Raw genomic sequence first — 25,827 nt, forward strand, 5'->3', positions numbered from 1 at the left:
CAAGTAGCAATGCAACAGGGCCGGGGCAAGTCCCGTCTGCACTCTGGTAAGCCGCCAGCCGGCTGCCTATCTTTGTGCGGGAAAGAACAGAGCAGGATCAGGGCCTTGGTGATAACCTCCCTTGCAGACGGGGTGATGAGCGGGGTGGAGAGCGTGACCAGCGGCCTCTCCGCGGCGCTGTTCGACCGGCCTATCCGGCTTGGCGTCACCGGGCTGGCGCGGTCCGGCAAGACTGTGTTCATCACCTCGCTGGTCGCCAACCTGATGGACCGGGGCCGGATGCTGCAGCTGAGCGCCGCGCGCGAAGGCCGGATCGAGGCCGCCTTCCTGCAGCCACAGCCGGACGACACCGTGCCGCGGTTCGATTATGAAAACCACCTTGCGGCGCTGACCGGGCCGTCACCCCATTGGCCGGACAGCACAAGGGCGGTGTCTGAGCTCCGTCTCAGCCTGAAAGTGCGGCCCGCGGGGCTCTTGGCAGGCCTGCAAGGGCCGCGCACGCTGCATCTGGACATTGTCGACTACCCGGGCGAATGGCTGCTGGATCTGGCCTTGCTGGACAAAACCTATGCCGAGTGGTCCGCGGATGTTCTGTCCCGCATTGCCTCCCGCCCGCAGGCGGAACATTTTCTGGAAGAACAATCCAAGGCGGTTCATGCCGGGGCACACGATGAGCCGCAGGTCCAGGCCCTCGCCGCGGCTTTCACGCAATACCTGTCAGCTGCCCGCGCCGCCGGTTTCTACGACTGCACCCCGGGGCGCTTTCTGCTGCCCGGCGACCTGGAAGGCTCGCCGGTGCTGACCTTTGCGCCGCTGCCGCAGGTCGGCAACCCGCCGCGCGGCAGCCTGTGGCGGGAGATGGAGCGCCGCTATGAGGCCTATAAATCCAAGGTCGTGAAACCGTTTTTCCGTGACCACTTTGCCCGCATCGACCGGCAGGTGGTGCTGGTGGATGCGCTCTCGGCGATCCATTCCGGGCCGCAGGCGGTGGAGGATCTGCGCCATGCGATGGCCGATATCCTCAGCGCCTTCAAGCCGGGGCGCAACCATTTCCTGACCCGGCTTCTGGGCGGCAAGCGGGTGGAGAAAATCCTGTTCGCCGCCACCAAGGCCGACCATTTGCACCACGCCCAGCACCCGCAGATGACCGCCATTATCGAGGCGCTCACCCGCGAGGCGCAGGACCGCGCCCGCTTTGCCGGGGCGGATACTGCGGCGCTGGCGCTGGCCTCCCTGCGCACCACCACGGAGGAAACGCGCCCGCACAACGGCGCTGAGCTGCCCTGCGTGCGCGGCACGCTATTGGACAGCGGCAAGCAGGCGGCCTTCTACCCAGGTGCTTTGCCGCAGGACCCGGCCCAGTTGCTGACCCCGGCGCGTCAGGGCGCGGAGCGCTGGCTGGAAGGCGATTATCAGTCGATGGCCTTTGCCCCTGCGCCGCTTACCCTGAAACACGGCAGCGGCCCGCCGCATATCCGCCTCGACCGCGCCGCCGAATTCCTGATCGGAGATGCCCTGTGACGCTGATCCTGCGCCCCGCTGCACCTTTGGATGCCGGCACGGTTGGCGATATCCTCTACCATTTCCAGCAGGAGACGGATTGGATGCCCAAGCTCTACACCTCGGCTGAGGTGATTTCCTTTTGCGGCACCATGATCGACCGCGGCTGGGTCACGGTGGCAGAAAGGGGCGGGTGCGTGGAAGGTTTCCTGGCCCGCGACGGCGAGGAGGTCTGCGCGCTCTATCTCGCGCCAGAGGCGTGCGGACTGGGCACAGGCAAGATGCTGCTGGATGCGGCCAAAGCCGCCGCGCCGCACCTGACGCTGCGCACCTTTGCCGCCAATGCAGGGGCGCAAAAGTTTTACCTGCGCGAGGGTTTTGCCGAAACCGGCCGCGCGGATGGCTCCGGCAATGAGGAAGGTCTGCCCGACATTGCTTTTGAATGGCGCGCAGCACAGGGGGCGGCCGCATGACCAAGAAGCCGGTTCTGTTTGACCTGGAGGATGAAGAGAAGGCGCCGCCAGTGGCGGAAGCGCCGCCGGTTCCCGACCCGGCCCCGCCGGCGGTGCAGCCCCCGGCGATGGAGCAGGCTGCCCGGATCGCCGCCCGCCGCCCGTCGCGGCTGGCGCGCTGGTTCTGGGCGCTGCTGGCGGCGGTCATCGGCGCCATGGCCTCTGTCGCGGCCTGGGACTTCGCCGCCGGGCTGATTGACCGGGTGCCGCTGCTGGGCTGGGCCGTCACGGCCGGGCTGGCGCTGCTGCTGTTGCTGGCGCTTGCCATGGCCCTGCGCGAACTGGCGGCGCTGTCGCGGCTGCGGCGTGTCGATGCGTTGCGCCATCAGGCCGGAGAGGCCGCGGATCTGGCTGCGGCCCGCGCCTTCACCACCCGGCTGGAGGCCTTCTATAGCGGGCGCGAGGAACTCAGCTGGCATCAGGCCCGGCTGGCGGAGCGCCAGGACGAGGTGATGGACGGCGATGCGCTCCTGCTGCTGGCAGAGGAAGAGCTGCTGGTGCCGCTGGACGCGCTGGCCCTGCGCGAGGTGGAGGCCGCGGCCCGGCAGGTCGCGACGGTAACGGCGCTGGTGCCGATGGCACTGGCGGATATTCTGACGGCGCTGGTCTCCTCGCTCAGGATGATCCGTCGGGTGGCCGGGATCTATGGCGGTCGGCCCGGGTTCTTCAGTTCCTGGCGGCTGACCCGTGCGGTGCTGGCGCATCTGGCCGCCACCGGCGCGGTGGCTGCGGGCGATGACCTCCTGGAGCCGGTGCTGGGCGGATCGGTGCTGTCCAAGCTCTCCCGCCGCTTCGGCGAAGGGCTGGTCAATGGCGCCTTGTCGGCGCGTGTCGGCATCGCCGCGATGGAGGTCTGCCGCCCGATGCCGTTTTCCCCGCAGCACAAGCCGAGCACCCGCAAGGTGGTGCAGCGGGCGCTGACAGGCCTGTTTTCCAAGGAGAAATAGATCGCGCGCCCCAGGCTGCAGAGGTGGTCTGGCGCAGCCAGAACACCGGCAGGCGGGGAGTGCCCCGGCTGAGGGTGTCAGAACAGTTTCGGCGGCTCGTCCTTGGGCTGGCGCATCGCCACGATGCCGGTGCGGAAGCCTTCGCCGATGCGGTCGGCCAGGGTGCCCCATTGCAGCGCGGCGCGCTCCGGCAGCTCAGCCCGCAGTACCTGGTGGAACAGGCCCAGCCACAGCGGGAAATGCTCTGCCTTCACGTCGGGTCGGCTCACGTGCACCCGCATCGGATTGCCGCTGTAGCTGCGTTCGCGCAGGATCGCGTTGCGCCAGAACCCCGCGATCTTTTCCTCATGCTCCGGCCAGTCGGAGACATGGGCGGCAAACACCGGTCCCAGCACATCGTCTGCGCGCACCTGCATGTAGAACACGGCAACCACGCGGGAAATCTCTTCCGCGGTGATTTCGAACCGCGCCAGCGGATTTTGCGTTTCGGTTTCGGTCATCGTCTGCTCCGGACTGCCTTCGATCGGTAGATACGTCGAAGAAGAGGCCGGAGAAAGGGGGCAGGCGCATCTGCCGCAGCGCAGCGTTGCGGCCCCACTGGCGCCCGGCGTCCCTGCCGCTATGGTGGGCCGGGAATTTGCCAAGGGTATTGATTTATGGCGGAGAACACCAAGCGGGTCCTGGTTCTGGGCGCCTACGGGTTTATCGGCGCTGAGATGGTCCGCGTTCTGCAGGCTGCCGGGTGTGATGTTGCCGGCCTGGGCCGCAGTGCCTCGCAGGCGGCGCGGGTGCTGACTGGCGTGCCGTTTGTGCAGGGCGATCTGACGCGTTTGCTGCAGCCCGAAGACTGGGCGCCGCTGCTGCAGGATGCGGATGCGGTTGTGAACTGCGCGGGCGTCTTGCAGGACATGGCACCGGGAGAGCTGGAGGCTGTGCATCGCACCGCCATTGCAGCCTTGGGGGCGGCCTGTGCAAAGCGGGGCATCGCGGTTGTGCAGATTTCAGCTGCCGGGGCAGGACCGGATACCGGGACGGAGTTCATGCGCAGCAAGGGACGGGGCGACGCAGCCTTGCGGGCCTCCGGCGCTGCGGTCTGGATCCTGCAGCCCGGGCTGGTGATCGGGCAGGGCGCCTATGGCGGCACAAGGCTGTTGCGGATGCTGGCGGCGGTGCCGCTGGTGCAGCCGGTGGCGCTGGCAGACGCGCCAGTGCAATGCATCGGCATGGCGGATCTGGCAGCGGCAGTGGCGGCCGCGGTGACGGGAGAGCTGCCGGCCGGCACTTATGATCTGGTGGAGGATCAGCCGCAGACGCTGGAGGCGGTGCTGGCAGAGACCCGTTCCTGGCTGGGGTTTGCGCCGGCCCGGAGAGTGATGCGGGCTCCGGCCTGGCTGCTGCCGCCGGTGGCGGCCTGCGCCGATGCGCTGGGGCGGCTGGGCTGGCGCTCGCCCCTGCGCAGCACGGCGATTGCCGAAATCCGCAGCGGCGTGCGCGGGGATCCGGAACCATATCGCGCGGCACGGGGGCAGGGGATTGCGCCGCTGAAAGCCATCTATCAATCGCTGCCTGCAGGCCGCGCGCAGCGGCTGGATGCGCGGATGGCGTTGCTGATGCCCGTCGCGGTTGCGGTGCTAAGCCTGTTCTGGCTGGCCTCCGGCCTGATTGGCCTGTGGCAGCTGGAGGCCGCAGCCCAGGTGCTGCTGGCCAAGGGGTGGAGCGCTTTCCTGGCCAACTCCAGCGTGGTGTTCTGGTCATTTACTGACATCGCCCTGGGGCTGGCAATCCTGTGGCGGCCCTGGGCGGCGCGCGCCTGCCTGGTGATGGCGGCGGTCTCGCTGATCTACCTGGCCGCGGCCACTGCGGTCACGCCGCAGATGTGGGCGGACCCGCTGGGGCCGCTGGTCAAGGTGCTGCCAGGGCTGATGCTGGCACTGGTCACCCATCAGCTGCTGCAGGAGCGCTGAGATGGATGCGGACCTGATCCTGCGCTGGCTGCATGTGATCGGTGCCTGCGTTTTGCTGGGCACCGGGGCAGGCATCGCCTTCTTCATGCTGATGGCGCACCGGACAAAGGATGCGCGTCTGATCGCCCATACCGCGGGCGTGGTGGTGCTGGCCGATCTCCTATTCACCGCCACAGCGGTCATTGCCCAGCCAGTCACCGGCGGGCTGCTGGCCTGGCGGCTGGGCTGGCCGCTGAGCGAGGGGTGGCTGGCGCTGTCACTGGCGTTATATGTGCTGACCGGGGCTTTCTGGCTGCCGGTGGTGTGGATCCAGCTGCGTCTGCGTGACCTGGCGCGGGCGGCGGCCGAGGCAGGCGAGGCGCTGCCCGTGCGCTATCACCGTCTGTTTGCGATCTGGTTTGCCTGCGGCTATCCAGCCTTCGCCGCGGTGCTGATGATCCTCTGGCTGATGCTGGTGCGGCCTGATCTTGGGGTGTGGCTGATACGCTAAAACGGAGCTTTCGCCCGGCGGCACCGCCGGGCTGCGCCTGCCTGCCCCCCCTGCAGGCGCATTCGCGCCAGCCCAGGCAGGCGCAGCCCGCATCAGAATGCGGCACATCTGCCGCTTTACCCTCCCGCGTGCCCGTCCTATAAGGCCTGTCATGTCCCTATTCGCGGCCATCATTATTCGAATTATATCCCCGGCGCTCTGAAACCATTGAGCCGCCGGGCAAAGGCGCTTGAGCCATCGCGCCGAACCGAATATCCCAATTTCCGACCTTGATCATCCAAAGGACGCCCCCGATGTGCGCCGACACACCCCAGACGCCTGACTACAAAGACACCCTGAATCTGCCGAAAACCGATTTCCCGATGCGCGCCGGCTTGCCGAAGCGCGAGCCCGGCTGGCTGGAGCGCTGGGCGCAGATCGGGGTCTATGACCGCTTGCGCGACAAGGCCGCGGCGGCCAAGGGTTCGGACGCGGAACGCAAGCCCTTTACCCTGCACGATGGCCCGCCCTATGCCAACGGCCACCTGCACATCGGCCACGCGCTGAACAAGACCATCAAGGACATGATCGTCCGCTCCCATCAGATGATGGGTTTCGACAGCCGTTATGTGCCGGGCTGGGACTGCCACGGCCTGCCGATCGAATGGAAGATCGAGGAGCAGTACCGCAAGAAGGGCAAGAACAAGGACGCGGTGCCGGTTGTGGAATTCCGCCAGGAATGCCGCGCCTTTGCCGACAGCTGGGTCGATATCCAGCGCGAGGAGTTCAAGCGGCTGGGCATCACCGGCAACTGGGATGATCCGTATCTGACCATGAACTACCACGCCGAGGCGGTGATCGCGGATGAGTTCATGAAATTCCTGATGAACGGCACGCTGTACCAGGGCTCCAAGCCGGTGATGTGGTCGCCGGTCGAGAAGACCGCGCTGGCCGAGGCCGAGGTCGAGTATCACGATAAGGAAAGCTTCACTATCTGGGTGAAGTTCAAGGTCGCCGAGGCGGGCGGTTTTGTGGCCGCCGATGGTGAGGATGCCGATTATGCCGGTGCCGACTCGGCGATCGTGGCGCAGGACCTGGAAGGCGCCCATGTGGTGATCTGGACCACCACGCCCTGGACCATCCCCTCGAACAAGGCGGTGGTTTACGGCGCCGACATTGCCTATGGCCTCTATGAGGTCACCGGCGCGCCGGAGGAATGCTGGGCCGCGGCGGGCGATAGATATCTCTTGGCTGACAACCTGGCCACCGATGTGTTCAAACGCGCGCGCCTGGGCGAGGACCAGTACAAGCGCCTGCGCGGCGTCTCGGCCGATGAACTGTCCAGCCTGTCGCTGAAGCATCCGCTGGCTGGCGTCGAAGGCTCGAACGGCGAATGGGACGGCATCCGCGATTTCCGCGCAGCACCTTTTGTGACCGACACCGAAGGCACCGGTTTTGTCCACTGCGCACCCAGCCACGGTATGGAGGAATTCGAGCTCTACCGTGATCTGAACATGCTGGAGCAGATGATCACCTACAACGTGATGGACGACGGCGGCTTCCGGGCTGACCTGCCGTTCTTTGGCGGCACCTACATCCTCAACCGCAAGGGCGGCGAGGGCGATGCCAACAAGACCATCATCGACAAGCTGGTTGAGGTCGGCGGCCTGCTGGCGCGCGGCAAGATCAAGCACAGCTACCCGCATTCCTGGCGCTCCAAGGCGCCGATCATCTACCGCAACACGCCGCAATGGTTTGCCTCCGTCGACCGCAAGCTGGACGACGGCATGGGCGAGATGGGCGACAGCATCCGCGAACGTGCGCTGCGCTCGATCGACGAGCTGGTGAAATGGTGGCCGCAGACCGGCCGCAACCGCCTGCATTCGATGATCGAAAGCCGCCCCGACTGGGTGCTGAGCCGCCAGCGCGCCTGGGGCGTGCCGCTGACCTGCTTCACCAGGAAGGGCGCGCTGCCGACCGATGCGGACTTCCTGCTGCGCAACGAAGAGGTCAACAAACGCATCGTTGCGGAGTTCGAGGAACATGGCGCGGACGTCTGGTATGAGGACGGCTTCAAGGCCAAGGTGCTGGACGGCATCGTCGATGCGGATGCCTATGACCAGGTGTTCGACGTGCTGGACGTGTGGTTCGACTCCGGCTCGACCCATGCCTTCGTGCTGCGCGACCGCGAGGACGGCACCGAGGACGGCATCGCCGATGTCTATATGGAAGGCACCGACCAGCACCGCGGCTGGTTCCACTCCTCGCTCTTGCAGGCCTGCGGCACCAAGGGCCGCGCGCCTTACCGCAACGTGGTGACCCACGGCTTCACGCTGGACGAGAAGGGCATGAAGATGTCCAAGTCGCTCGGCAACACCATCGTGCCGGAAGAGGTCGTCAAGCAGTACGGCGCCGACATCCTGCGCCTGTGGGTGGCGCAGACCGATTACACCGCCGACCAGCGGATCGGGCCGGAGATCCTGAAAGGCACCGCCGACAGCTACCGCCGCCTGCGCAACACCATGCGCTTCATGCTGGGCTCCTTGGGCGACTTCAGCGAGGATCAGCGGGTTGCGCCCGCCGACATGCCGGAACTGGAGCAGTGGGTGCTGCACCGGCTGGCGGAACTGGACCACAAGGTGCGCACCGGCTACCAGTCGTTCGATTTCCAGGGCGTGTTTTCGGCGGTCTTCAACTTTGCCACCGTGGACCTGTCGGCCTTCTACTTCGACATCCGCAAGGACGCGCTCTATTGCGACGGCGACACGCTGAACGCCCGTGCCGCGCGCACCGTTCTGGACATCCTGTTCCACCGCCTGACCACCTGGCTGGCACCGATCCTGGTGTTCACCATGGAAGAGGTCTGGCTAGAGAAGTATCCGGGCGAGGGCAGCTCCGTGCACCTGCAGGACATTCCAGTGACGCCTGCCGACTGGCTGAACGAGCCGCTGGCCGCTAAGTGGTCCAAGATCCGCCAGGCCCGCCGGGTGGTGACCGCAGCGCTGGAGGTGCAGCGCACCGACAAGGTAATTGGTGCCTCGCTGGAGGCCGCGCCGGTGGTGCATATCCGCGACGGCGAAGCGCTGGCGGCGCTGCAATCGGTGAATTTCGCTGATGTCTGCATCACCTCGGATATCCAGCTGACAAACGATCCGGCCCCGGCCGAAGCCTTCCGGATGCCGGAAGTGGACGGCGTGTCGGTGGTGTTTGAAAAGGCCGATGGCGGCAAGTGCCAGCGCTGCTGGAAGATCCTGCCGGATGTCGGCAGCCACGGGCATGAGGGCGTTTGCGGCCGCTGCGACAGCGCGCTGGGATAATTCCTGTCTCACCCCTTAATTGAACGCAACGCCCAGCCTGACCGCTGGGCGTTGTCATTTTTGCACTATTTCTGCGTCATTTTCCACACGTTATCCGCGAAATGCCTTGTGTTCTCTTGCAGCGGATTCCTCTAGATGTTGACCGGTTTTCCACAATTGGTTAAGAATTCGTTAATTCCATGTAGATTTTTACGTCATTTCAAAAGATGGCATGGGGCAGGGGGCAATTTTCAATGCTGAAGCTGAAAGCGGATGCACAGCCGGCGGCTGAGCCGGTCAAGGTGCGCAGCGCGGCAATCCGGATTGACGGGGTGTCAGCACCAAAGAATATCAAAATCGGTCTGGTCGCCGCCAGCACTGGGCCGGCCAAGGCAAAGCCCGCGGCCGGCGGAACTGCAAATGACGCCAAGCCCGGCAGTCCGGTCAGTGCTGCGAAACCCGCCTCCGCGACGCCGGAGCCCGCCATGGAGCCGCAGCAGTTTGCACCTTTGCCGGCGGAGAGTGGATCTGCGCTGCCAAAACTGGGCCTCGCCGCCGCAGGGCTGGCGGTCGCTTCAACGATGCTGCTCTACTTCCAGTTCGGCGGCCGTGCTCCGTCGGCGGATCAGCCGGTAGCGGCTGAGCAAGCCGTGGCAGAGCTTCCCGCAGGGGCCGCGGCTGCAGCGGGTCTTGAAGGCTCTGCTGCCAGCGGCGAGGATGCACTGGTTGCCCGCATCACCGAAGGCACGCTGGCCGCCCTGCGCAGCAAGCAGGCACAGCCCGCCGCGGCGGTTCAAGCTGCGCCGGCCGCGCCCGCCGAGGGCTCGGCGCTTTACAAGATGGTGCTGACCGCCGCCGCGCAAGGGCAGTCCGCGGCCTATATCGACCAGCTGGTGAACGGCGCCTATGAACGTCAGGAAATCACTGTTCCGGCCAGCCTGATCGGCGCTGACGGGCGGGTGGATACCGCAACGCTGCTGGCGCTGTTCGTCGGCAACTAAGACCCATCGGCTGCCGCGCCAGAAAGGCGCAGCCGCGCGGGCAGCAGTACTGTCCGCTGACCTCAACCAATAACAAAACAACAGGCGCCGCCTGCCAATTCTGCGGATCAGGCGCCGTACACTTCCGGGGGGATCATGAAGACCTTTTTCGCTGCCGCTGCCATCGGGCTGTCCGGCCTCTTTGCCACGTCCGCCGCTGCTGAAACCTGCGGCGGCATCTATACCGTTCAGTCCGGCGACAGCCTGTCGGTGATTGCCGACAAGCTCTACAAGGACGCGGGCAAGTGGAGCGCCATCCACAACCGCAACATCGACCAGATCGGTCCCAAGCCGGGTGCAATCCGGGTCGGTATGAAGCTCTCGCTGGCCTGCCTCGAAGGCCTGCCGCTGGGCCTGCCGGGCGGCAAGGACATCTCCGCCGCCGCCCCCGCATCCGCGGTGCCGGTCAAGGTGGCGCCGGGCAACGCGGCGGTGCGGCAGAAAATCAACCTGCTGACCGGTGATGACTACGCGCCGTTCACGTCCAAGGCGTCGCACAACGGCGGCCTGATCACCGAGGTGGTGAATGCAGCGATGGCCCAGGCTGCCCCGGCTGAGGGCTACGCGATCCACTGGGTCAACGACTGGTCCTCGCATTTCGACCCGCTCCTGTCCAACGCGCTGCTGGACCTGGGTTTCCCCTGGTACAAGCCCGACTGCGAGACGATGCCGGACAGCTACCGCTGTCAGAATTTCCACTTCTCTGAACCGATGTTCGAAACCCTGATGCTGCTGTTCGTGCATAAGGACCGGCCGTTTGCGTTCACCAGCGACAGCGACATCGAGGGCAAGACCCTGTGCCGCCCCGCGGGTTACCTGACCTTCGATCTGGATGAGCGCGGCCGCAACTGGATCGCCGAGAAGAAGATCACCCTGAAGCAGCCGCACAAGGTGAAGGACTGCTTTGACATGGTGGCCGCGGGGGAGGCGGACGCCGTGGCGATCAACGAATTCACCGGCCGCAGCGTGATGAAGGAGGCGGGCATTGCCGACCATTTCACCGTGCTGCCGCAGCCGCTGTCGGTGCTGGGCATCTATGTGGTGGTGCACAAGACCCATCCGCGCGCAGATGAGATGCTGGCGATGATCAACAAGGGCCTGCGGTCGATCCAGGAGGATGGCAGCTACCAGACCATCGTCGAAGACCACATGGCCCGGATCTGGGCCGGGTTCTGAGGGAGGATGCCTGTATGAGACGGCTTTTCTCACGCCTCTTCCAGCTGGCTGCCCTGTTCACCCTGGCGCCGGCTGCGGCCTGGGCGATTTGCGACGTGGACTACGTGGCGCAGCCCGGGGACTCCCTGTTCACGATCGCAGAAACCCATTACGGCGACCGCAACCGCTGGACCATGGTTTACTACGCCAACCAGAAACTGCTGGCCGGTGCCACCGTGCTGCCGGGGCGCAAACTGTTCATCCCTTGCATCACTGGCGCCACCGCGCCGGACGCCACCCCGCTGCGCCAGGAAAAGGCGGAGCTGACGCTGCTCACCGGCAGCGGCTACGGCCCCTTCACCGACCGCAGCCTTCCCGGGCAGGGGATGGTAACGGAGCTCATCAACGCGGCGCTGGAACTGGCGCCCGCGCCGGTCAGCTATTCGGTCAGCTGGGAGGACGACTGGTCCAAACACCTCTTCCCGATGCTGGACAAGAAGGAGTTCGACATGGGCTTCCCCTGGCTCAAGCCCGACTGCGCGGCTGAGCCGGACAACGAACGCTGCGTGAACTTCCATTTCTCCGAGCCGGTAATGACCATGCCGATCATGCTGTTTGTGCGGGCCGGCGGCGGGTTTGAATACACCGGGGACGCAGACGTCGAAGGCAAGACAATTTGCCGCCCGGCGGGCTACTTCACCCACGACCTGAACCGCCCGGGCCGGCGCTGGCTGGCAGATGAGAAGATCTCGCTGGTTCAGCCCGCCACCCCGGCGGACTGTTTTCGCATGGTTGCCGACGGCCAGGTTGATGCCGCAGCTGTGAACCTGTTCCTTGGCGCCAACACGATCGTTGCCGAAGACCTGCGCGACACTGTGGTGCCGCTGGAAAAGCCTCTGTCGGAGGAGGGCCTGCATGTGGTGATTTCCAAGCGCCATTGGCGCGGCACCACTCATCTCTACCGGATCAACGCGGGTCTTCAGAAGTTGCGGGACAGCGGCCGGTTCGAGGAGATCATGTCACGCCACCTGGAGCTGTTCTGGGCGCAGCTGCAGTAACCGGCAAAAAAGTCAGGCCGTCAGCGACCTGGCCTCTTCATAGCCGTGAAAGGCTGCCTTGGTCTCACCCGGAATGATCCGGTCTCCCGGCCAGGCGCGCTGCAGCATCAGGTGTTCCGCCAGCACGGCATTTTCGTGAAACACTTCTTCGGCGGACCCGGGCGTTACCTGTACAGGAGTGTCCCAGACGGGGTCGCCGCCGTCCGGATGCAGGCTATCCTGCGCGTGCTCCTCCTGTCCGCGCGGCGTGTTGTCGGCGGATTCGCTTTTGTCCGGATCGTCAGAGCGGACAACGGGCCGGGCGGTCAGGAAGCCGCGGTTCGGCTTGATAGGATCTACACGTCCTGAAACTGGTATAAACATTACAGAAGGTCCTTCGCAGAGGCATTGAACCGATCTTAAAGCGATTTTAACACATCAGGCTTAACAGCCGGTTAACGCATTCCGCCGGTGACTTCTGATGCCGTGCCGGCGGCCCGGCTCCGGCGGGCGCTCAGCTGAGGATCCGCTGCACCTTGGCATATTTCGCTTCTGCAGCCAGCGCGCTGACCGGCTTGGGGCCGGCCTGGCAGCCATTCATCAGATCCTGATAGAAAGCATCCATGTCAATGCCGTTTGCCGGACGCGGCTCCAGCGATTCCGCCCGGGCGGCTTCGCGGGCCGGGCCGATGTACTGGGACGTCAGGGCGTCCGCGGCGCTGCCGGCCGGCAGGGCGTCCCGGGCCGGGGTCATGCTGCTGACCAGAGAGGCGTCAGCGGATGCACGGTCTGCGGGGCTGGAGGCCGGTGCCTGGATCCGCTGCATGGTGGTATAGAAACCGGCAGTGCTGGAAACTGGTGCAAACATTTTATTGACCCTTAGCTCTGTTCTTGAAATTCACTTTAGTAGAATTTGAGACAACCTGGTGAGGAACTCTTAGCGCTGGTTAACAAGGCGTTAACGCGCGCTCCCGCGGTGCCGGCCGGGGCTTGCCGTCCTCGCGGCAGCGCAGGAGAATGCAGCGGCCTGCAGGCCGGAGGAGAAACATGATATCAGCAAGCCTTGAGACGCCCGTCGGACCGCTCAGCGTGTCAGAGCGGGACGGCGCTATCGTGCGGCTGGACTGGACGGCTGAGGCCAGCGGCCAGACAGCGCTGCTGACGCGGGCGCTGGAGCAGCTGCGTGCCTATTTCGCAGGGGAACTTACGGTGTTCGACCTGCCGCTGCAGGTGGCGGGATCGGATTTTCAGCGCGCAGTCTGCGACGCGATGCTGGCAATCCCCTTTGGCGAAACCCGTACCTATGGTGAAATTGCGAAGGATCTGGGGGCGCCGCCGCAGCCGGTCGGCAATGCCTGCGGCGGCAACCCGATCCCGGTGATCATCCCGTGCCACCGGGTGCTCGGCGCCTCCGGGCTGGGCGGATTTTCCGGCAAGGGCGGGGTGGAGACCAAGGTGGCGCTTCTGAAACACGAAGGCGCCGCCAGCCTGCTGATCTGAACCGTTCGGCCGCATCCGGCGGCCAGCGCGTTCAGTGCCGCAGGACGCGCTATTGCCGGAAGCAAGGCACAGGGCGCGGCTGTTAAACCGCGGAAGATCTGCGCTGCCGTTCCGGCACAATCTGCTGCGCGATGCCGACAAACAGCAGGTAGACCGATGTCACCACCAGCCCCCAATGGGCCCAGCTGGCCGGGTGGAAATCAACCCAGGCGGCCCAGCCGGCAAAGAAGGTCCAGCCCAGCGCCATCGGCAGCGACACCTTGCGCCAGCGCTCCGTGCGCACCGGGTGGATGAATTTCAGCGGCAGGAACATGGCGATGGACAGCAATGTCACCAGCACCAGGCTGGTCCAATGACTGGGTTCCAGAGCAAAGATCACCAGCACCAGCATGTTCCAGCAGCCCGGAAAACCGGAGAAGGAGTTGTCCTTGGTCTTCATCCGGGTGTCGGCAAAATACATCGCGCTGCCGAAGGTGATCACGATGATGGCGAACCAGCCGGTCCAGCCTGCCATCAGCCCGGACTGGAACAGGGCGAAGGCAGGAATGAAGACATAGGTCAGATAGTCGATGATCAGGTCCAGCAGCACCCCGTCGAACTCCGGCGAGTAGCGCTTGACGTGGTAGTGCCGCGCCAGCGGTCCATCGATGCCATCCACCGCAAAGGCCACCACCAGCCATACGAACATCAGGCTCCATTTGCCCTCCGCCGCCGCCAGCATGGCCAGCATGGCAAAGACGGCACCGGTAGCGGTGAGCAGGTGAACGGTGAGGGCGCGGATCTGAGGTGTCATGTGTCCCTGATGGCGAATTTGCCCCGGACCCGCAACCGTTCAGTGCAGAATTGGGCGGAATTCCGTACCTGCCGGCAGCAGGATACGGGCCATGCGGCGGCCGTGCGGAGCCGGATCAGTGATTCCGGGAGAGGAGAAGGGGGGGATTTCGGGCATGTCGCGCTGCCACGGGTGCACATCAGGCGGCGGGGCAGGGGCGGCAGGGGCGCCATCGGCAAACAATACGGCAAGGCCGGCAGGGGGCATGGCAGAATCCTTTCTGGATCGGTTTCTGCCATCTGGCCCGCTGCGGCTTAACAGAGGCTTTCTGTCCGCTGCGGAAGTGGCGCGCATTTTATTAAATCCGGCAGCTTGCCCGTCAGCCGCAGCAGCAGTCCCCCTTTTGCACGGGCGGGCAAGGGGCGGTTCCGTAAGAGCAGAAAACGCAGCAGTCGCCGGGCTTTGGCCGCAGCAGGGCGCGGCAGGCCGGGCATTCATAAAACCACTGGCAGGCGTCCTGCGGCATCTCCTCGGTTGTTTCGCGCCCGCAGCCGGGGCAGGTCAAGATACTGGTCAGCACCACTTGCGCAGCTTGTTCGTCAGGCATGGTCAGCCTCCCTGCTGACAGCAAATGCCGGCACGCGGCCCGGGGCAAGTCATGCTTTCGGATGGGCCTTGTTGTAGACCTCCAGCAGATGGGTGGTGTCTACGGCCGTATAGGCCTGGGTGGTCGACAGCGAGGCGTGGCCCAAAAGCTCCTGGATCGCACGCAGATCGCCGCCTGCCTCCAGCAGATGGGTGGCGAAGCTGTGGCGCAGGGCATGCGGTGTGGCGGTGGCCGGCAGGCCCAGCTGGGCGCGGGTCCTGGCCATCACCCCCTGGATCTGGCGCGGGTTCAGCGGGCCGCCGCGCACGCCGCGGAACAGCGGCGCCTCCGGTTCCTGCGGGTGCGGGCAGAGGGACAGGTAGCGCTCCACCGCATCGCGGGCGGCAGGCAGGACCGGCACCACCCGCTCCTTCTTGCCCTTGCCAAGGATGCGCAGAACCGGCGGCAGCGGCGCGTCGGCGCCCGTGAGCCCCAGCGCTTCGGAAATCCGCAGTCCGCAGCCGTAAAGCAGCGTCACCACCGCCACGTCGCGGGCGGCCACCCAGTCCTGCTGCGATTGCAGCTCGACGGTTTCCAGAACCGCCTTCGCGGCCTCCGGCGCCAGCGGTCGCGGCAGTTTCTTCTGGAACTTGGGGGAGCGTGCCAGCAGCACCGCGGCGGGTTCGAAGCCTTCGCGCTCCGCCAGCCAGCGGTAGAAATTCTTGACCGCGGACAGCTTGCGCGCCAGCGACCGCGCACCGGTGCCGGAGTTGCGTTCCGAGGCCATCCAGGCCCGCATGTCCGCAGTGGTGATCCGCGCCAGCGCGCCCAGCCCCTGCGGCCCGCCGCTGTGCTGCGTCATGAAGGCCAGAAACGCAGTGACATCGCCGCGGTAGGCGGTAAGGGTGTTGGCGGAGGCGTCCTCCAGCCCGCCCAGCCGCTCCAGCCACAGCTGCAGCGCATCACGGCAGGCGGGGGAGATCAGCGTCATGACAGCCAGCAGCGCATCGTGCGTTCGAAGACGCCGCCGAAGAAGGTCAGGAGATCCGTGCCCTGCATCGGCGAGAACTGATGCGGGTCTTCCGACCCCATCACCAGCATACCGGGCAGGCGGCCTTCGCCCAGGTCCAGCATCAGGCAGGCCTCGGACCGGATCCACTCCGCTTTCATTCCGTAAACCCGCGGGCTGCCGCCCTGGGTCTGGCGCAAGGTCACGGGGCGTTCGCTGCCGGACTGGCCGGCATAGCTTTCGGTGAAGCCGGGGCCTGCCAGCTTCAGCGCGCCGGACTTGCGCTCCACCTCGGCGCCGCCGGGTTGCGAGGTCTCCAGCACCAGCGCCAGCGCATGCACACGCAGGATCTCCGGCATGTCCTGCTCCAGGCAGGCGAGGAAAGCGGTGAAGTCCCGCGGCTCCAGCAGCCGCAGCACGGCACGGTGGATAAGGTTGGTGCCGGCCAGGTTGTCATAGGCCGCGGCAATCACCGAGCGGTGGGTGTCCTCCAGCCGGTCGAGCCGGGCCGCCATCCGCTCCATCGCAATGCCGCGCAGGTCGACAACATTGGAACCCATCGCCCGCTCATTGGCGGCGACCAGGGCATTCATCAGGTGCTGGTCTTCCAGCACTGCATCGGGTTTGGCGAGGATGGCCTCGCGCAGCTGGTCTTCCAGGCTGGCTGAATGGCTTGAACTGCTCATGCGTGAACTCTTGCGGCTCCGGACCTCTGGCGGGTTTGCTACCGTGTATAACACGGGAAATTTGCAATGCTGCCGAAAAATGCGGAGCGGGCGGAATTCGCCGCAAAACGGAAGACTCCCGCCGGTCGCCGGTGCATGTCCGTGCACCGCTCCCGTTGGGCGTGGCGCCGGGCCTCCGCCTGGCTCCGGCGGCGTGAAAAGCCGCCTTTCGGCTCCGGCGTGAGCCGGAGAGCCGGGAGGCCCGGGAGAACTGCGCTCATTGAATAACGGGTTCACAAAGTAAAAGGCGCCCGTATAAGGGCGCCTTCTGCGGTCTTCTCAACAATCGGGCGATCAGAGGATCTTGATCTCAGCCGCCTTGATGTCGGCCAGGAAGGCATCAAGGCCCTTGTCGGTCAGCGGGTGGTTCACCATCGCCTTGATCACGGAGGGCGGCGCGGTGATCACGTCGGCGCCGATGCGGGCCGAATCCAGCACATGGTTCACCGACCGGATCGAGGCGGCCAGGATCTGGGTCTCAAAACCGTAGTTGTCATAGATGGTGCGGATGTCCTCGATCAGCTCCATGCCGTCCAGGTTGATGTCGTCCAAACGGCCGATGAAGGGAGAGATGAAGGTCGCGCCCGCCTTGGCCGCCAGCAGCGCCTGGTTGGCGGAGAAGCACAGGGTCACGTTCACCATGTGGCCGTCGTCGGTCAGGGTTTTACAGGCTTTCAGCCCGTCCCAGGTCAGCGGCACCTTCACCGCGATGTTCTCGGCGATCTCCACCAGCTTGCGGCCTTCGGCGATCATGGTTTCCGCATCCGTGGCGGTAACCTCGGCAGAAACCGGGCCGTCAACCAGATCGCAGATTTCTTTTGTGACCTCGATGATGTCGCGGCCGGATTTCTTGATCAGCGACGGGTTGGTGGTAACACCGTCCACCATGCCCAGATCGTTCAGCTCGGCAATGGCGCCGATCTCGGCAGTATCTACGAAGAATTTCATGGGGCAGTCCTTTGGATGGGTTGGCCTCGGTCGCCACAGCCTTTACCTCATGGACATACGGGCGGCAACACAGGCAGCAGTATGAGCGGGCAGGAGTTCTTTCAGGCAGGCGAGAGGGTCGGGGTTCTGACCACGCAACCCCTTGACCGTCTTCTGGATTACCGCGCGCCGGAGGGCGGCTGTTTTCTTGGCGCCTATGTCGAGGTGCCGCTGGGGCCGCGCAAGGTGCTGGGCGTGGTCTGGGGGCCGGGCGCGGGCGATTTCGATTCGGCCAAGCTGCGCGCGGTGATCCGGGTGCTGGATGTGGCGCCGATGCGGACCGAGATGCGTCAGTTCCTCGGCAAGGCGGCCGACTACACCCTGACACCCATGCCCGCGATGCTGCGGCTGGCGACCCGTGCGCCGGGGCTTTCCGATCCGCCCTCGATGCGCAAGATCCTGCGCCGGGGTGACGGCGTGCCCGACCGGATGACGGATGCCCGCAGCCGCGTGCTGGAGGTGCTGGAGGAGTACGGCGGCCTCGCCTTCACGCCCAAGGAGCTCGCCGACATGGCCGATGTCACGCCGTCGGTGGTGAAGGGGCTGGTGAAACAGGGCGCCCTGCGCGAGGAGGAAGCGCCGCGCGATCTGCCCTACCCGCATCTGGACCCTGAACTGCCCTCTAAACAGCTGACGGAGGATCAGGCCAAGGCTGCAGCGGTGCTGGCGGAAGGGGTCCACAGCGGGCGCTATGGCACCACGCTGCTGAAAGGCGTCACCGGCTCCGGCAAGACCGAGGTTTATCTGGAGGCCGTCGCCGCCGCCCTCCGCGCCGGGCGGCAGGCGCTGGTGCTGCTGCCCGAGATTGCCCTGACTGCCGAGTTCCTGACCCGCGTCGAGGCGCGCTTTGGCGCCAAACCCGCCGAGTGGCACTCCGGCGCCACCATGACCGAGCGCCGCCGGGTCTGGAAAATGGTCGGGCAGGGGGGCGCTGGCCTCGTGATCGGCGCGCGCTCAGCATTGTTCCTGCCGTTTCGCGACCTTGGCCTGATCATCGTCGATGAGGAGCACGACACCTCCTACAAGCAGGAGGACGGCGTCCTTTATAATGCCCGCGACATGGCGGTGCTGCGCGCGGCCATGTGCTCGGCGCAGGTGGTGCTGGCCTCCGCCACGCCGAGCCTCGAGACCTGGGCCAATGCCGAGGCCGGCAAGTACAACCGCCTGAACCTGACCTCCCGTTTCGGCGCTTCGGTGCTGCCCGACATGCGCGCGGTCGATATGCGGTCGGAGGACCTGCTGCCCTCCACCTGGATCTCGCCAACCCTGAAACAGGCGATGAAACTGCGCCTGGAACGCGGCGAGCAATCGCTGCTGTTCCTGAACCGCCGCGGCTTTGCGCCGGTCACCATCTGCCGCGCTTGCGGGGCGCAGGTGGCTTGCGACCATTGCGACGCCCGCATGGTTGAACACCGCTTCATGAAGCGGCTGATGTGTCACCAGTGTGGAGAAACCAAGCCCGTGCCCGAGGTCTGCCCCTCCTGCGAGGTGGAGGGCAAGATGGCCCCGGTCGGCCCCGGTATCGAACGGCTGGCGGAAGAGGCCACCTCGCTGTTTCCCGAAGCGCGGATCGCGGTGCTCAGCTCGGATCTGTTCGGTTCCGCCCGCGCGCTGAAGCAGCGGATCGAGGAGATTGCCGCGGGCGAGGCCGACATCATCCTCGGCACCCAGCTGGTCGCCAAGGGCCACAACTTCCCGCTCTTGACGCTGGTCGGGGTGATCGATGCCGACCTCGGCCTGCAGGGCTCCGACCTGCGTGCAGCAGAGCGCACCTTTCAGCTGATGCGCCAGGTGGCGGGCCGTGCAGGGCGCGCCGAACGGCCGGGTGAAGCGCTGATGCAGACCTTCCAGCCCGAGCACCCGGTAATCCGCGCGATCCTGTCTGGGGACGAAGAGAGCTTCTGGAAGGCCGAGGCCGCCGAGCGCCAGGCCGCGGGGGTTCCCCCCTATGGCCGGATGGCCGGGATCATCCTGTCGGGGCCGGATCTGGCGGCGGTCTTTGACCTTGGTAACGCCATGGCCCGCAACGATGGCCCGCTGCGCCAGATTGGCGCCCAGCTGTTCGGCCCGGCACCCGCCCCCATCGCCCGCGTCCGCGGCCGCCACCGGGTGCGGCTGCTGGTCAAGGCGGCCAAGGGCGCGCCCTTGCAGGAGGCCCTTGCCCGCTGGACCGCACCGCTGCGCCTGAAAGGCGATCTGCGCCTCAGCATCGACATCGACCCGCAAAGCTTCTTCTGAGCCAGCATGCAGAAGCCGCGTGGGTGCGGTACTGCCCGCGGTATCTGCGCGTTCATGCGTAGCTCATTGTGCAGGCGGGTTTTTCCTCTCGCCAGACCGGCGGAACAGGCGTAAACCCAAGCACATGTTCAAACCGATGCCCCTTTCCGAGGCCCAGGGCCTGCCGTTCTGGCGCCGTCCCGTGACGCTTCTGTTCCTGATGGCGCTGGCAATGCCGATTGCCTTCAATACCTGGAGCGCGCTGCTCAACAACTTTGTGATCGAAGCCGCCAGTTTCGACGGCGCCGACATCGGCCTGCTGCACACGGTGCGGGAAATCCCCGGCTTCCTGGCCGTTGGTGTGATCGCGGTGATCCTGTTCGTGCGCGAGCAGGTACTGGGGCTGATCTCGCTGGCGCTGCTGGGTGTTGCCACAGCCGTCACAGCGTGGTTCCCCTCGCTCGGCGGTCTTCTTATGGTGACGCTGCTGAGCTCGATCGGGTTCCACTACTATGAAACGGTGAACCAGTCGCTGCAGCTGCAATGGCTGCCCAAGGACCGCGCGCCGCAGACGCTGGGCTGGCTGGTCGCTGCCGGGTCGGCAGCCACGCTGGTGGTCTACGGGCTGATCGTGCTGACCTGGGAAAGCCTGGGCCTCAGCTATAACACCGTGTTTCTGGCCGCAGGCGGGCTGACCGCCGCCATCGCGCTGTTTGCGCTCTTGGCCTATCCGCAGTTCGACGCACCGCATCCGCAGACCAAGAAGCTGATCCTGCGCAAGCGCTACTGGCTCTACTACGCGCTGCAGTTCATGGCCGGCGCCCGGCGGCAGATCTTTGTGGTCTTCGCAGGCTTCATGATGGTCGAGAAATTCGGCTTTGAGGTGCATGAGCTGACCGGCCTTTACCTGGTCAACCTGGTGATCAACATGACCGTGGCGCCGGTGCTGGGCAAAGCCGTGGCCGCCTTTGGCGAGCGCCGCACGCTGATCTTTGAATACGCAGGCCTGGCCATCGTCTTTGCGGCTTATGGCGGCATCTACTGGTTCGGCTGGGGCGTGGTGATTGCGGCAGTGCTCTATGTGGTGGACCATGTGCTGTTTGCCCTGGCGCTGGCGCTCAAGACCTATTTCCAGAAGATAGCCGACCCGGGCGACATCGCCCCCACCGCCGCCGTGGCCTTTACCATCAACCATATCGCCGCGGTGTTCCTGCCGGTGCTGCTGGGCCTCCTCTGGGTCTTTGAGCCGGGCCTGGTCTTTGCCCTGGCGGCGGGCATGGCGCTGGTATCGCTCGCCCTGTCGCTGCTGATCCCGCGCCATCCGGAACCGGGGAACGAGACCATCTTCAGCAAATACGCGCGGCCTGCGCCGGCCGAATGACCCTTCCGCCCCGCCAAGGGGCGGAGCGCCCGCGCATGAGCTAAGCGCGGGCGCTGCCTGGCCTGCAGCCAGGCGGGCGCTTGACGCGGGGCGCGCGGCAGCCTAGGCGCTTGGCAACAGTTTCAGGAGCAACGCCATGCCCACATTCACCGCCCTCACCACGCTCACCGCAAAAGCCCAGGCCGAAGCGCTGGGCGAAGCCATGGAGCGGCTGAACCCGGAACCCACTGGCATCGGGGTGTTCGAGATGGAGGACGGCTCCGGCCTGTGGGAGGTTGGCGGCTATTTCACTGAAGCTCCCGACGAGGCAGGCCTCGCGCTGCTGGCCGCGATGCATGAAGCCAAGCCATTTGTGGTCTCCGAGGTGCCGGAAACCGACTGGGTCGCCCATGTCCGCCGCGAACTGGCCCCGGTCGAGGCCGGGCGCTTCTTCGTCTACGGTTCCCATGACGCGGACAGGGTTCCGGCGGACAAGATCCCGCTGCTGATCGAGGCGGCAATGGCCTTCGGCACCGGCCACCACGGCACCACGCTGGGCTGCCTCAAGGCGCTGGACCATCTGCTGGACGAGGGTTTCAGCGGCGAAAAGGTGGCCGATATCGGCTGCGGCACCGCGGTGCTGGCAATGGCCGCTGCCCGGGTCTGGGACGGCACCATCCTGGCCAGCGACATTGACGAAGTGGCGGTTGAGGTGGCCGAGGCCAACCTCAAGGCCAACGGTATGGAAGGCAAGGTCATCTGCCTGGAGGCGGCCGGTTTCGACAACCCGCAGCTGCAGGCGCAGGCGCCTTATGACCTGATCTTCGCCAACATCCTGAAGGGGCCGCTGGTGGCTCTGGCGCCGGACCTGACGGCGAATCTGCGCCCCGGCGGCTATGCGATTCTCTCCGGGATCCTGAACGAGCAGGCCGACGACGTGGTCAGTGTTTATGCACAGAACGGCGCCAATCCGGCGCGCCGGGATGAAATTGGTGAATGGACAACGTTACTTCTCCGCAAAGCGGGTTGATTGAATTAAGTTTGCGGCAAATTTGAGAGGCTTGCCCCATTTTCGCCGCATTATTAGCCAATCATGGGCCATCCGCTGGTGGGGGCCAGTTCGGAGACTAGTGATGGTCGAACATCGTGATCAGTTTCAGTCGCGTTTGAAGCATATCAACCGCAAGCATGCAGCTATGTCCGAAGGGTTTTCGGCGCAGATGCGCCCGGACGGGCTTCTGGTGCTTCAGCCGCGCCGGGTGCAATCCCGGATCTCGGCCCGGACGGTGCTGTTCTTCGCGGCGGCCTTCCTGCTGTTCAAGGGGTTCCTGATCGCAGCGCTTGGCTCTGCCAGCTATGACGAGCGGGTTGCGAGACTGTCAGGGGGCAGCGCCGTTGAGCGCGCCGGCGCCTTCCTGATGCAGGCGGAGCCTGCTTCCATGTACATCGCGCAGAAGATCGGACCGGTGCTGCGCTGACTGGTGGTCTGCCAGGAATGCTGACTGAGAAGGGCCGCTGACAGTTCAGCGGCCTGTTTTGTGCTGTCTGCAGCCAGCTTGGGGCGCAAAAAAAACGCCGCGGCCTGTTCAAGGTCCGCGGCGTTTCCCTGTGCGCCCTGAGGGAGGAGGAGGGCGCAAATCAGGGGTGTCTCAGAAGACGGATTTGCCGGTGGCCACGCCATCGATGTCGCCGCGGCACATGCCGATATCGGCCAGCTCGCGGTCGGACAGGCCGTTCAGCGCGTTGCGGGTCACGCGGGCGTCGTTCCAGGCGGCGAATGCGCCTGCTGCGGCGGCGAACAGATCGCCGAAACGGCCAAACAGGCCGGTGGAACCATAGGTGGTGCGGGTGGTGTCAAATGCGGCCATATCCGTGTCCTCTGATTAGCTGTTAGCATCCGTCGCTTCGTTGCGATGGCCGGCATCTAGTGGTGAAATTTTTGCGCAGCAAGGCCTGAAATTGCATGTGTCATATGCGCTGTACGCATAGCTTCCGGCCTTGCAAATAAGGGGTTTGCGGCGCGGTCCCGAGCGGTCCCGGAAATGTCGCTCCAGCCAGTGTGAAGGGTCGTTTCCAGGCCGCATCTGGGCTGTTCCCGGAAACAATCAGCTGCGAAAGCAATTGGACATGTTCGCCTTTTGTGCTAGTCGTGGGTCAAAATAATTTCCGGCAAACGGGCCGGCACACGGGCAAGGGCAGGCACATCATGCGGATTTTGGGAATTGATCCGGGGTTGCGGAACCTTGGATGGGGTGTGATCGAATCGCGCGGCACCCGTCTCAGCCATGTCGCCAACGGTGTTTGCACCTCGGACGGGGATGATCTGGGCGAGCGACTGCTGTCGCTGCACAATCAGGTCTCCGAGATCATCGAAGCCTTCGCCCCGGACCAGGCGGCGATCGAACAGACCTTCGTGAACAAGGATGGCGCCGGCACGCTGAAGCTGGGCCAGGCCCGCGGCGTCGCGCTGCTGACGCTGGCCAAGGCGGGGCTGGTGGTGGGCGAATACGCCCCCAACCGGGTCAAGAAGACGGTGGTGGGCGTCGGCCACGCCGAGAAGGAGCAGGTGATGCATATGGTCAAGCTGCAGCTGCCGGGCTGCCTGCCGAAAAACGCCGATGCGGCGGATGCGCTGGCGATTGCGATCTGCCACGCTTATTACGGCGGCACGCAGCAGCGCCAGCTGAGGGAGAAACGCGCATGATCGGCAAGCTGACGGGACGGCTCGATTACCGGGCGCAGGATCATGTGCTGATCGACGTGCGCGGCGTCGGCTATATTGTCTATTGCTCCGGCCGCACCATGGCAGCGCTGCCCGGGCCGGGTGATCCGGTGGCGCTTTATACCGACATGGTGGTGCGCGAGGACCTGATGCAGCTTTACGGCTTCACCTCGCTGGTGGAGAAGGAATGGCACCGTTTGCTGACCTCGGTGCAGGGCGTCGGCGCCAAGGTCTCGCTGGCCATTCTCGGCGCGCTGGGGCCGGACGGGGTGAGCCGGGCGATTGCCCTGGGCGACTGGGCCTCGGTCAAGGCCGCCAAGGGCGTGGGCCCCAAGACCGCGCAGCGCATTGTGCTGGATCTCAAGGACAAGGCGCCCGGCGTGATGGCGATGGGCGGCACGGTAGTGGATGCGATGGACGGCTCAGGGCTGGAGGTGGTTGATGACGCCGATCCCGGACCTGCCGCCAAACCGGCCCGCAAGGCGCCTCCGAAGAAGCCCTCAGGGGCAGCCGCTGCCTCTGCCGGGGCGCTGTCGGCATTGGGCAATTTGGGTTATGGCCCCTCTGATGCCGCGGCCGCAGTAGCCGAAGCCGCCGCGACCTATCCGGATGCGGATGAGCCGGACCTGATCCGCGCCGCGCTGCGCCTGCTGGCGCCGAAGGGGTGATCTAAGGTGCTGTTGAAAAATCAAGGGCGGTGCCCGTCCGCGGGCGGAAAGCGAAGCGCCCGCCCGGGGGGGCGGACGGGCGCTGCCCGGCCCATCGGCCAGGCGGTTCATCTGAATGAAGTCCTGGAGCGGAGTATTGCCAATGATTGACGCCGACCCCGCCCTTCGCCCCGAACCGCTGCCGGAAGACAACGACCGCGCCCTGCGCCCGCAAGGCCTTGGCGAATTTATCGGCCAGGCAGAGGCTCGCGCCAACCTGCGCGTTTTCATCGAAAGCGCCCGCCGCCGCGGCGAGGCGATGGACCACACGCTGTTTCACGGGCCTCCCGGCCTCGGCAAGACCACGCTCGCCCAGATCGTTGCGCGCGAGCTGGGGGTGAATTTCCGCATGACCTCCGGCCCGGTGCTGGCCAAGGCGGGCGATCTGGCGGCGATCCTCACCAACCTCGAAGCCCGCGACGTGCTGTTCATCGATGAGATCCACCGGCTGAACCCGGCGGTGGAGGAAGTGCTTTACCCGGCGATGGAGGACTTTGAACTCGACCTGGTGATCGGCGAGGGGCCGGCAGCGCGCACCGTGCGGATCGAGCTGCAGCCCTTTACCCTGGTCGGTGCCACCACCCGCATGGGCCTGCTCACCACGCCGCTGCGCGACCGTTTCGGCATTCCGACCCGGCTGCAGTTCTACACCATCGACGAGCTGTTCGAGATCGTCAGCCGCAACGCCCGCAAGCTGGGCGCGCCGGCTGACGACGCCGGCGCCCGCGAAATCGCGCGGCGCGCACGCGGCACCCCCAGGATCGCCGGGCGGCTCCTGCGCCGCGTGGTGGACTTCGCGGTGGTCGAGGGCGATGGCACCATCACCCGGGAACTGGCCGACGGCGCCTTGACGCGGCTGGGGGTGGATCAGCTGGGGCTGGACGGCGCCGACCGGCGCTATCTGAAGCTGATCGCCGAGAATTACGGCGGCGGGCCGGTGGGGATCGAGACGATTTCGGCAGCCCTCAGCGAGAGCCGCGACGCGCTGGAGGAGGTGATCGAGCCTTACCTGCTGCAGCAGGGGCTGATCCAGCGCACGCCGCGCGGCCGGATGCTGGCGCAAAAGGCCTGGACCCATCTGGGAATGGCACCGCCGCGCAGCCAGAACGACCTTTTCGGATAACAGCTGCAGTCACCGACATAAGTTGCGGCAGGGGTGCTGACTTGGTTAATTGAACTGAGTTTGATCGCCGCGCCGCGCCAGAGGCGCTTGGCCTAAGGCTGGTTCCGGCGGCCTGGTGCAGCCAGGAGGCCGGACAGGCGCGGGAGCCGGCCCCCTTGCCGCCGCGCGGCACAGACGGCATAGACGGGGCAGCACCAAG

26 protein-coding genes are annotated in these 25,827 nt (G+C 65.6%); 17 read left to right on the forward strand and 9 right to left on the reverse strand.

What is annotated here, in order from left to right:
- Positions 1-105: 105 nt before the first annotated feature.
- The 3 genes from GKC28_RS14365 to GKC28_RS14375 are packed head-to-tail and all read left to right on the forward strand — an operon-like array spanning position 106 to position 2,959.
- Positions 106-1,521, forward strand: coding sequence for a YcjX family protein (locus GKC28_RS14365; RefSeq protein ID WP_174147593.1), 1,416 nt, complete (start codon positions 106-108; stop codon positions 1,519-1,521).
- A complete protein-coding gene (locus tag GKC28_RS14370) occupies positions 1,518-1,973 on the forward strand; it encodes a GNAT family N-acetyltransferase (protein ID WP_174147594.1) in 456 nt (151 codons plus the stop codon). Before GKC28_RS14365 ends, GKC28_RS14370 begins: the two co-directional genes overlap by 4 nt.
- A complete protein-coding gene (locus GKC28_RS14375) occupies positions 1,970-2,959 on the forward strand; it encodes a YcjF family protein (protein WP_174147595.1) in 990 nt (329 codons plus the stop codon). Before GKC28_RS14370 ends, GKC28_RS14375 begins: the two co-directional genes overlap by 4 nt.
- A 77-nt stretch (positions 2,960-3,036) precedes the next feature.
- Here the strand turns inward: GKC28_RS14375 and GKC28_RS14380 are convergent, their stop codons facing one another.
- On the reverse strand, positions 3,037-3,459 hold the full coding sequence (locus GKC28_RS14380; RefSeq protein WP_174147596.1) for a group III truncated hemoglobin: 423 nt from the start codon (positions 3,457-3,459) through the stop codon (positions 3,037-3,039).
- A 156-nt stretch (positions 3,460-3,615) separates the two neighbouring features.
- Between GKC28_RS14380 and GKC28_RS14385 the strand changes: the two genes are divergently transcribed.
- The 6 genes from GKC28_RS14385 to GKC28_RS14410 all read left to right on the forward strand — a co-directional run bounded on the left by GKC28_RS14385 (position 3,616) and on the right by GKC28_RS14410 (position 11,941).
- Positions 3,616-4,923 carry an SDR family oxidoreductase gene (locus GKC28_RS14385; RefSeq protein WP_174147597.1) on the forward strand — a complete coding sequence of 436 codons (1,308 nt, stop codon included), beginning with the start codon at positions 3,616-3,618 and terminating at the stop codon, positions 4,921-4,923.
- Between the two features lies 1 nt (position 4,924).
- The gene (locus tag GKC28_RS14390) at positions 4,925-5,413 is read left to right on the forward strand and encodes a DUF2269 domain-containing protein (RefSeq protein WP_174147598.1); all 489 of its coding nucleotides are present in this window, start codon (positions 4,925-4,927) and stop codon (positions 5,411-5,413) included.
- 293 nt (positions 5,414-5,706) lie between these two features.
- Positions 5,707-8,709, forward strand: coding sequence for an isoleucine--tRNA ligase (gene ileS / locus GKC28_RS14395; protein ID WP_174147599.1), 3,003 nt, complete (start codon positions 5,707-5,709; stop codon positions 8,707-8,709).
- A gap of 233 nt (positions 8,710-8,942) precedes the next feature.
- Positions 8,943-9,689, forward strand: a complete 747-nt coding sequence (locus GKC28_RS14400; protein ID WP_174147600.1) for a hypothetical protein — start codon at positions 8,943-8,945, stop codon at positions 9,687-9,689.
- 135 nt (positions 9,690-9,824) lie between these two features.
- Positions 9,825-10,904 carry a transporter substrate-binding domain-containing protein gene (locus tag GKC28_RS14405; protein WP_174147601.1) on the forward strand — a complete coding sequence of 360 codons (1,080 nt, stop codon included), beginning with the start codon at positions 9,825-9,827 and terminating at the stop codon, positions 10,902-10,904.
- 14 nt (positions 10,905-10,918) lie between these two features.
- Positions 10,919-11,941 carry a transporter substrate-binding domain-containing protein gene (locus GKC28_RS14410; RefSeq protein ID WP_174147602.1) on the forward strand — a complete coding sequence of 341 codons (1,023 nt, stop codon included), beginning with the start codon at positions 10,919-10,921 and terminating at the stop codon, positions 11,939-11,941.
- A gap of 12 nt (positions 11,942-11,953) precedes the next feature.
- Here GKC28_RS14410 and GKC28_RS14415 read toward each other — a convergent pair whose 3' ends face one another.
- Together GKC28_RS14415 and GKC28_RS14420 are read right to left on the reverse strand one after the other, a co-directional pair.
- On the reverse strand, positions 11,954-12,304 hold the full coding sequence (locus tag GKC28_RS14415; protein ID WP_174147603.1) for a hypothetical protein: 351 nt from the start codon (positions 12,302-12,304) through the stop codon (positions 11,954-11,956).
- A 130-nt stretch (positions 12,305-12,434) separates the two neighbouring features.
- Positions 12,435-12,788, reverse strand: coding sequence for a hypothetical protein (locus GKC28_RS14420; RefSeq protein WP_174147604.1), 354 nt, complete (start codon positions 12,786-12,788; stop codon positions 12,435-12,437).
- A gap of 179 nt (positions 12,789-12,967) precedes the next feature.
- Between GKC28_RS14420 and GKC28_RS14425 the strand changes: the two genes are divergently transcribed.
- Positions 12,968-13,420: a methylated-DNA--[protein]-cysteine S-methyltransferase gene (locus GKC28_RS14425; protein WP_174147605.1), complete on the forward strand. Its 453-nt coding sequence runs from the start codon at positions 12,968-12,970 to the stop codon at positions 13,418-13,420.
- Positions 13,421-13,502: 82 nt separating this feature from the next.
- Here the strand turns inward: GKC28_RS14425 and GKC28_RS14430 are convergent, their stop codons facing one another.
- The 5 genes from GKC28_RS14430 to fsa form a co-directional block, all read right to left on the reverse strand.
- Entirely contained in the window at positions 13,503-14,213 is a 711-nt protein-coding gene (locus GKC28_RS14430; RefSeq protein ID WP_174147606.1) for a phosphatidylcholine/phosphatidylserine synthase, read from the reverse strand.
- A gap of 358 nt (positions 14,214-14,571) precedes the next feature.
- Positions 14,572-14,799 carry a GDCCVxC domain-containing (seleno)protein gene (locus GKC28_RS14435; RefSeq protein WP_174147607.1) on the reverse strand — a complete coding sequence of 76 codons (228 nt, stop codon included), beginning with the start codon at positions 14,797-14,799 and terminating at the stop codon, positions 14,572-14,574.
- A gap of 49 nt (positions 14,800-14,848) precedes the next feature.
- Complete coding sequence (locus GKC28_RS14440; RefSeq protein WP_174147608.1) at positions 14,849-15,769, reverse strand: tyrosine recombinase XerC; 921 nt, start codon at positions 15,767-15,769, stop codon at positions 14,849-14,851.
- On the reverse strand, positions 15,766-16,473 hold the full coding sequence (locus GKC28_RS14445) for a DUF484 family protein (RefSeq protein WP_174147611.1): 708 nt from the start codon (positions 16,471-16,473) through the stop codon (positions 15,766-15,768). Before GKC28_RS14445 ends, GKC28_RS14440 begins: the two co-directional genes overlap by 4 nt.
- Before the next feature lie 333 nt (positions 16,474-16,806).
- A complete protein-coding gene (gene fsa, locus GKC28_RS14450; RefSeq protein WP_174147613.1) occupies positions 16,807-17,460 on the reverse strand; it encodes a fructose-6-phosphate aldolase in 654 nt (217 codons plus the stop codon).
- Between the two features lie 81 nt (positions 17,461-17,541).
- Between fsa and GKC28_RS14455 the strand changes: the two genes are divergently transcribed.
- The 4 genes from GKC28_RS14455 (at position 17,542) to GKC28_RS14470 (ending at position 22,554) form a co-directional block, all read left to right on the forward strand.
- On the forward strand, positions 17,542-19,737 hold the full coding sequence (locus GKC28_RS14455; RefSeq protein ID WP_174147615.1) for a primosomal protein N': 2,196 nt from the start codon (positions 17,542-17,544) through the stop codon (positions 19,735-19,737).
- A gap of 124 nt (positions 19,738-19,861) precedes the next feature.
- A complete protein-coding gene (locus GKC28_RS14460; protein ID WP_174147617.1) occupies positions 19,862-21,097 on the forward strand; it encodes an MFS transporter in 1,236 nt (411 codons plus the stop codon).
- A 136-nt stretch (positions 21,098-21,233) separates the two neighbouring features.
- The gene (locus tag GKC28_RS14465; protein WP_174147619.1) at positions 21,234-22,106 is read left to right on the forward strand and encodes a 50S ribosomal protein L11 methyltransferase; all 873 of its coding nucleotides are present in this window, start codon (positions 21,234-21,236) and stop codon (positions 22,104-22,106) included.
- Positions 22,107-22,209: 103 nt separating this feature from the next.
- On the forward strand, positions 22,210-22,554 hold the full coding sequence (locus GKC28_RS14470) for a hypothetical protein (protein WP_174147621.1): 345 nt from the start codon (positions 22,210-22,212) through the stop codon (positions 22,552-22,554).
- A 171-nt stretch (positions 22,555-22,725) separates the two neighbouring features.
- Here GKC28_RS14470 and GKC28_RS14475 read toward each other — a convergent pair whose 3' ends face one another.
- The gene (locus GKC28_RS14475; RefSeq protein ID WP_174147623.1) at positions 22,726-22,944 is read right to left on the reverse strand and encodes a DUF1127 domain-containing protein; all 219 of its coding nucleotides are present in this window, start codon (positions 22,942-22,944) and stop codon (positions 22,726-22,728) included.
- Between the two features lie 338 nt (positions 22,945-23,282).
- Between GKC28_RS14475 and ruvC the strand changes: the two genes are divergently transcribed.
- From ruvC to ruvB, 3 genes are all read left to right on the forward strand, one after another.
- Complete coding sequence (gene ruvC, locus GKC28_RS14480; RefSeq protein ID WP_174147625.1) at positions 23,283-23,780, forward strand: crossover junction endodeoxyribonuclease RuvC; 498 nt, start codon at positions 23,283-23,285, stop codon at positions 23,778-23,780.
- Positions 23,777-24,466: a Holliday junction branch migration protein RuvA gene (gene ruvA, locus GKC28_RS14485; RefSeq protein WP_174147627.1), complete on the forward strand. Its 690-nt coding sequence runs from the start codon at positions 23,777-23,779 to the stop codon at positions 24,464-24,466. Before ruvC ends, ruvA begins: the two co-directional genes overlap by 4 nt.
- A 142-nt stretch (positions 24,467-24,608) precedes the next feature.
- The gene (ruvB, locus tag GKC28_RS14490; protein ID WP_174147629.1) at positions 24,609-25,628 is read left to right on the forward strand and encodes a Holliday junction branch migration DNA helicase RuvB; all 1,020 of its coding nucleotides are present in this window, start codon (positions 24,609-24,611) and stop codon (positions 25,626-25,628) included.
- The last annotated feature ends 199 nt before the right edge of the window (positions 25,629-25,827 follow it).

Source organism: Leisingera sp. ANG59, assembly GCF_013317235.1.
Taxonomy (GTDB): Bacteria; Pseudomonadota; Alphaproteobacteria; order Rhodobacterales; family Rhodobacteraceae; genus Leisingera.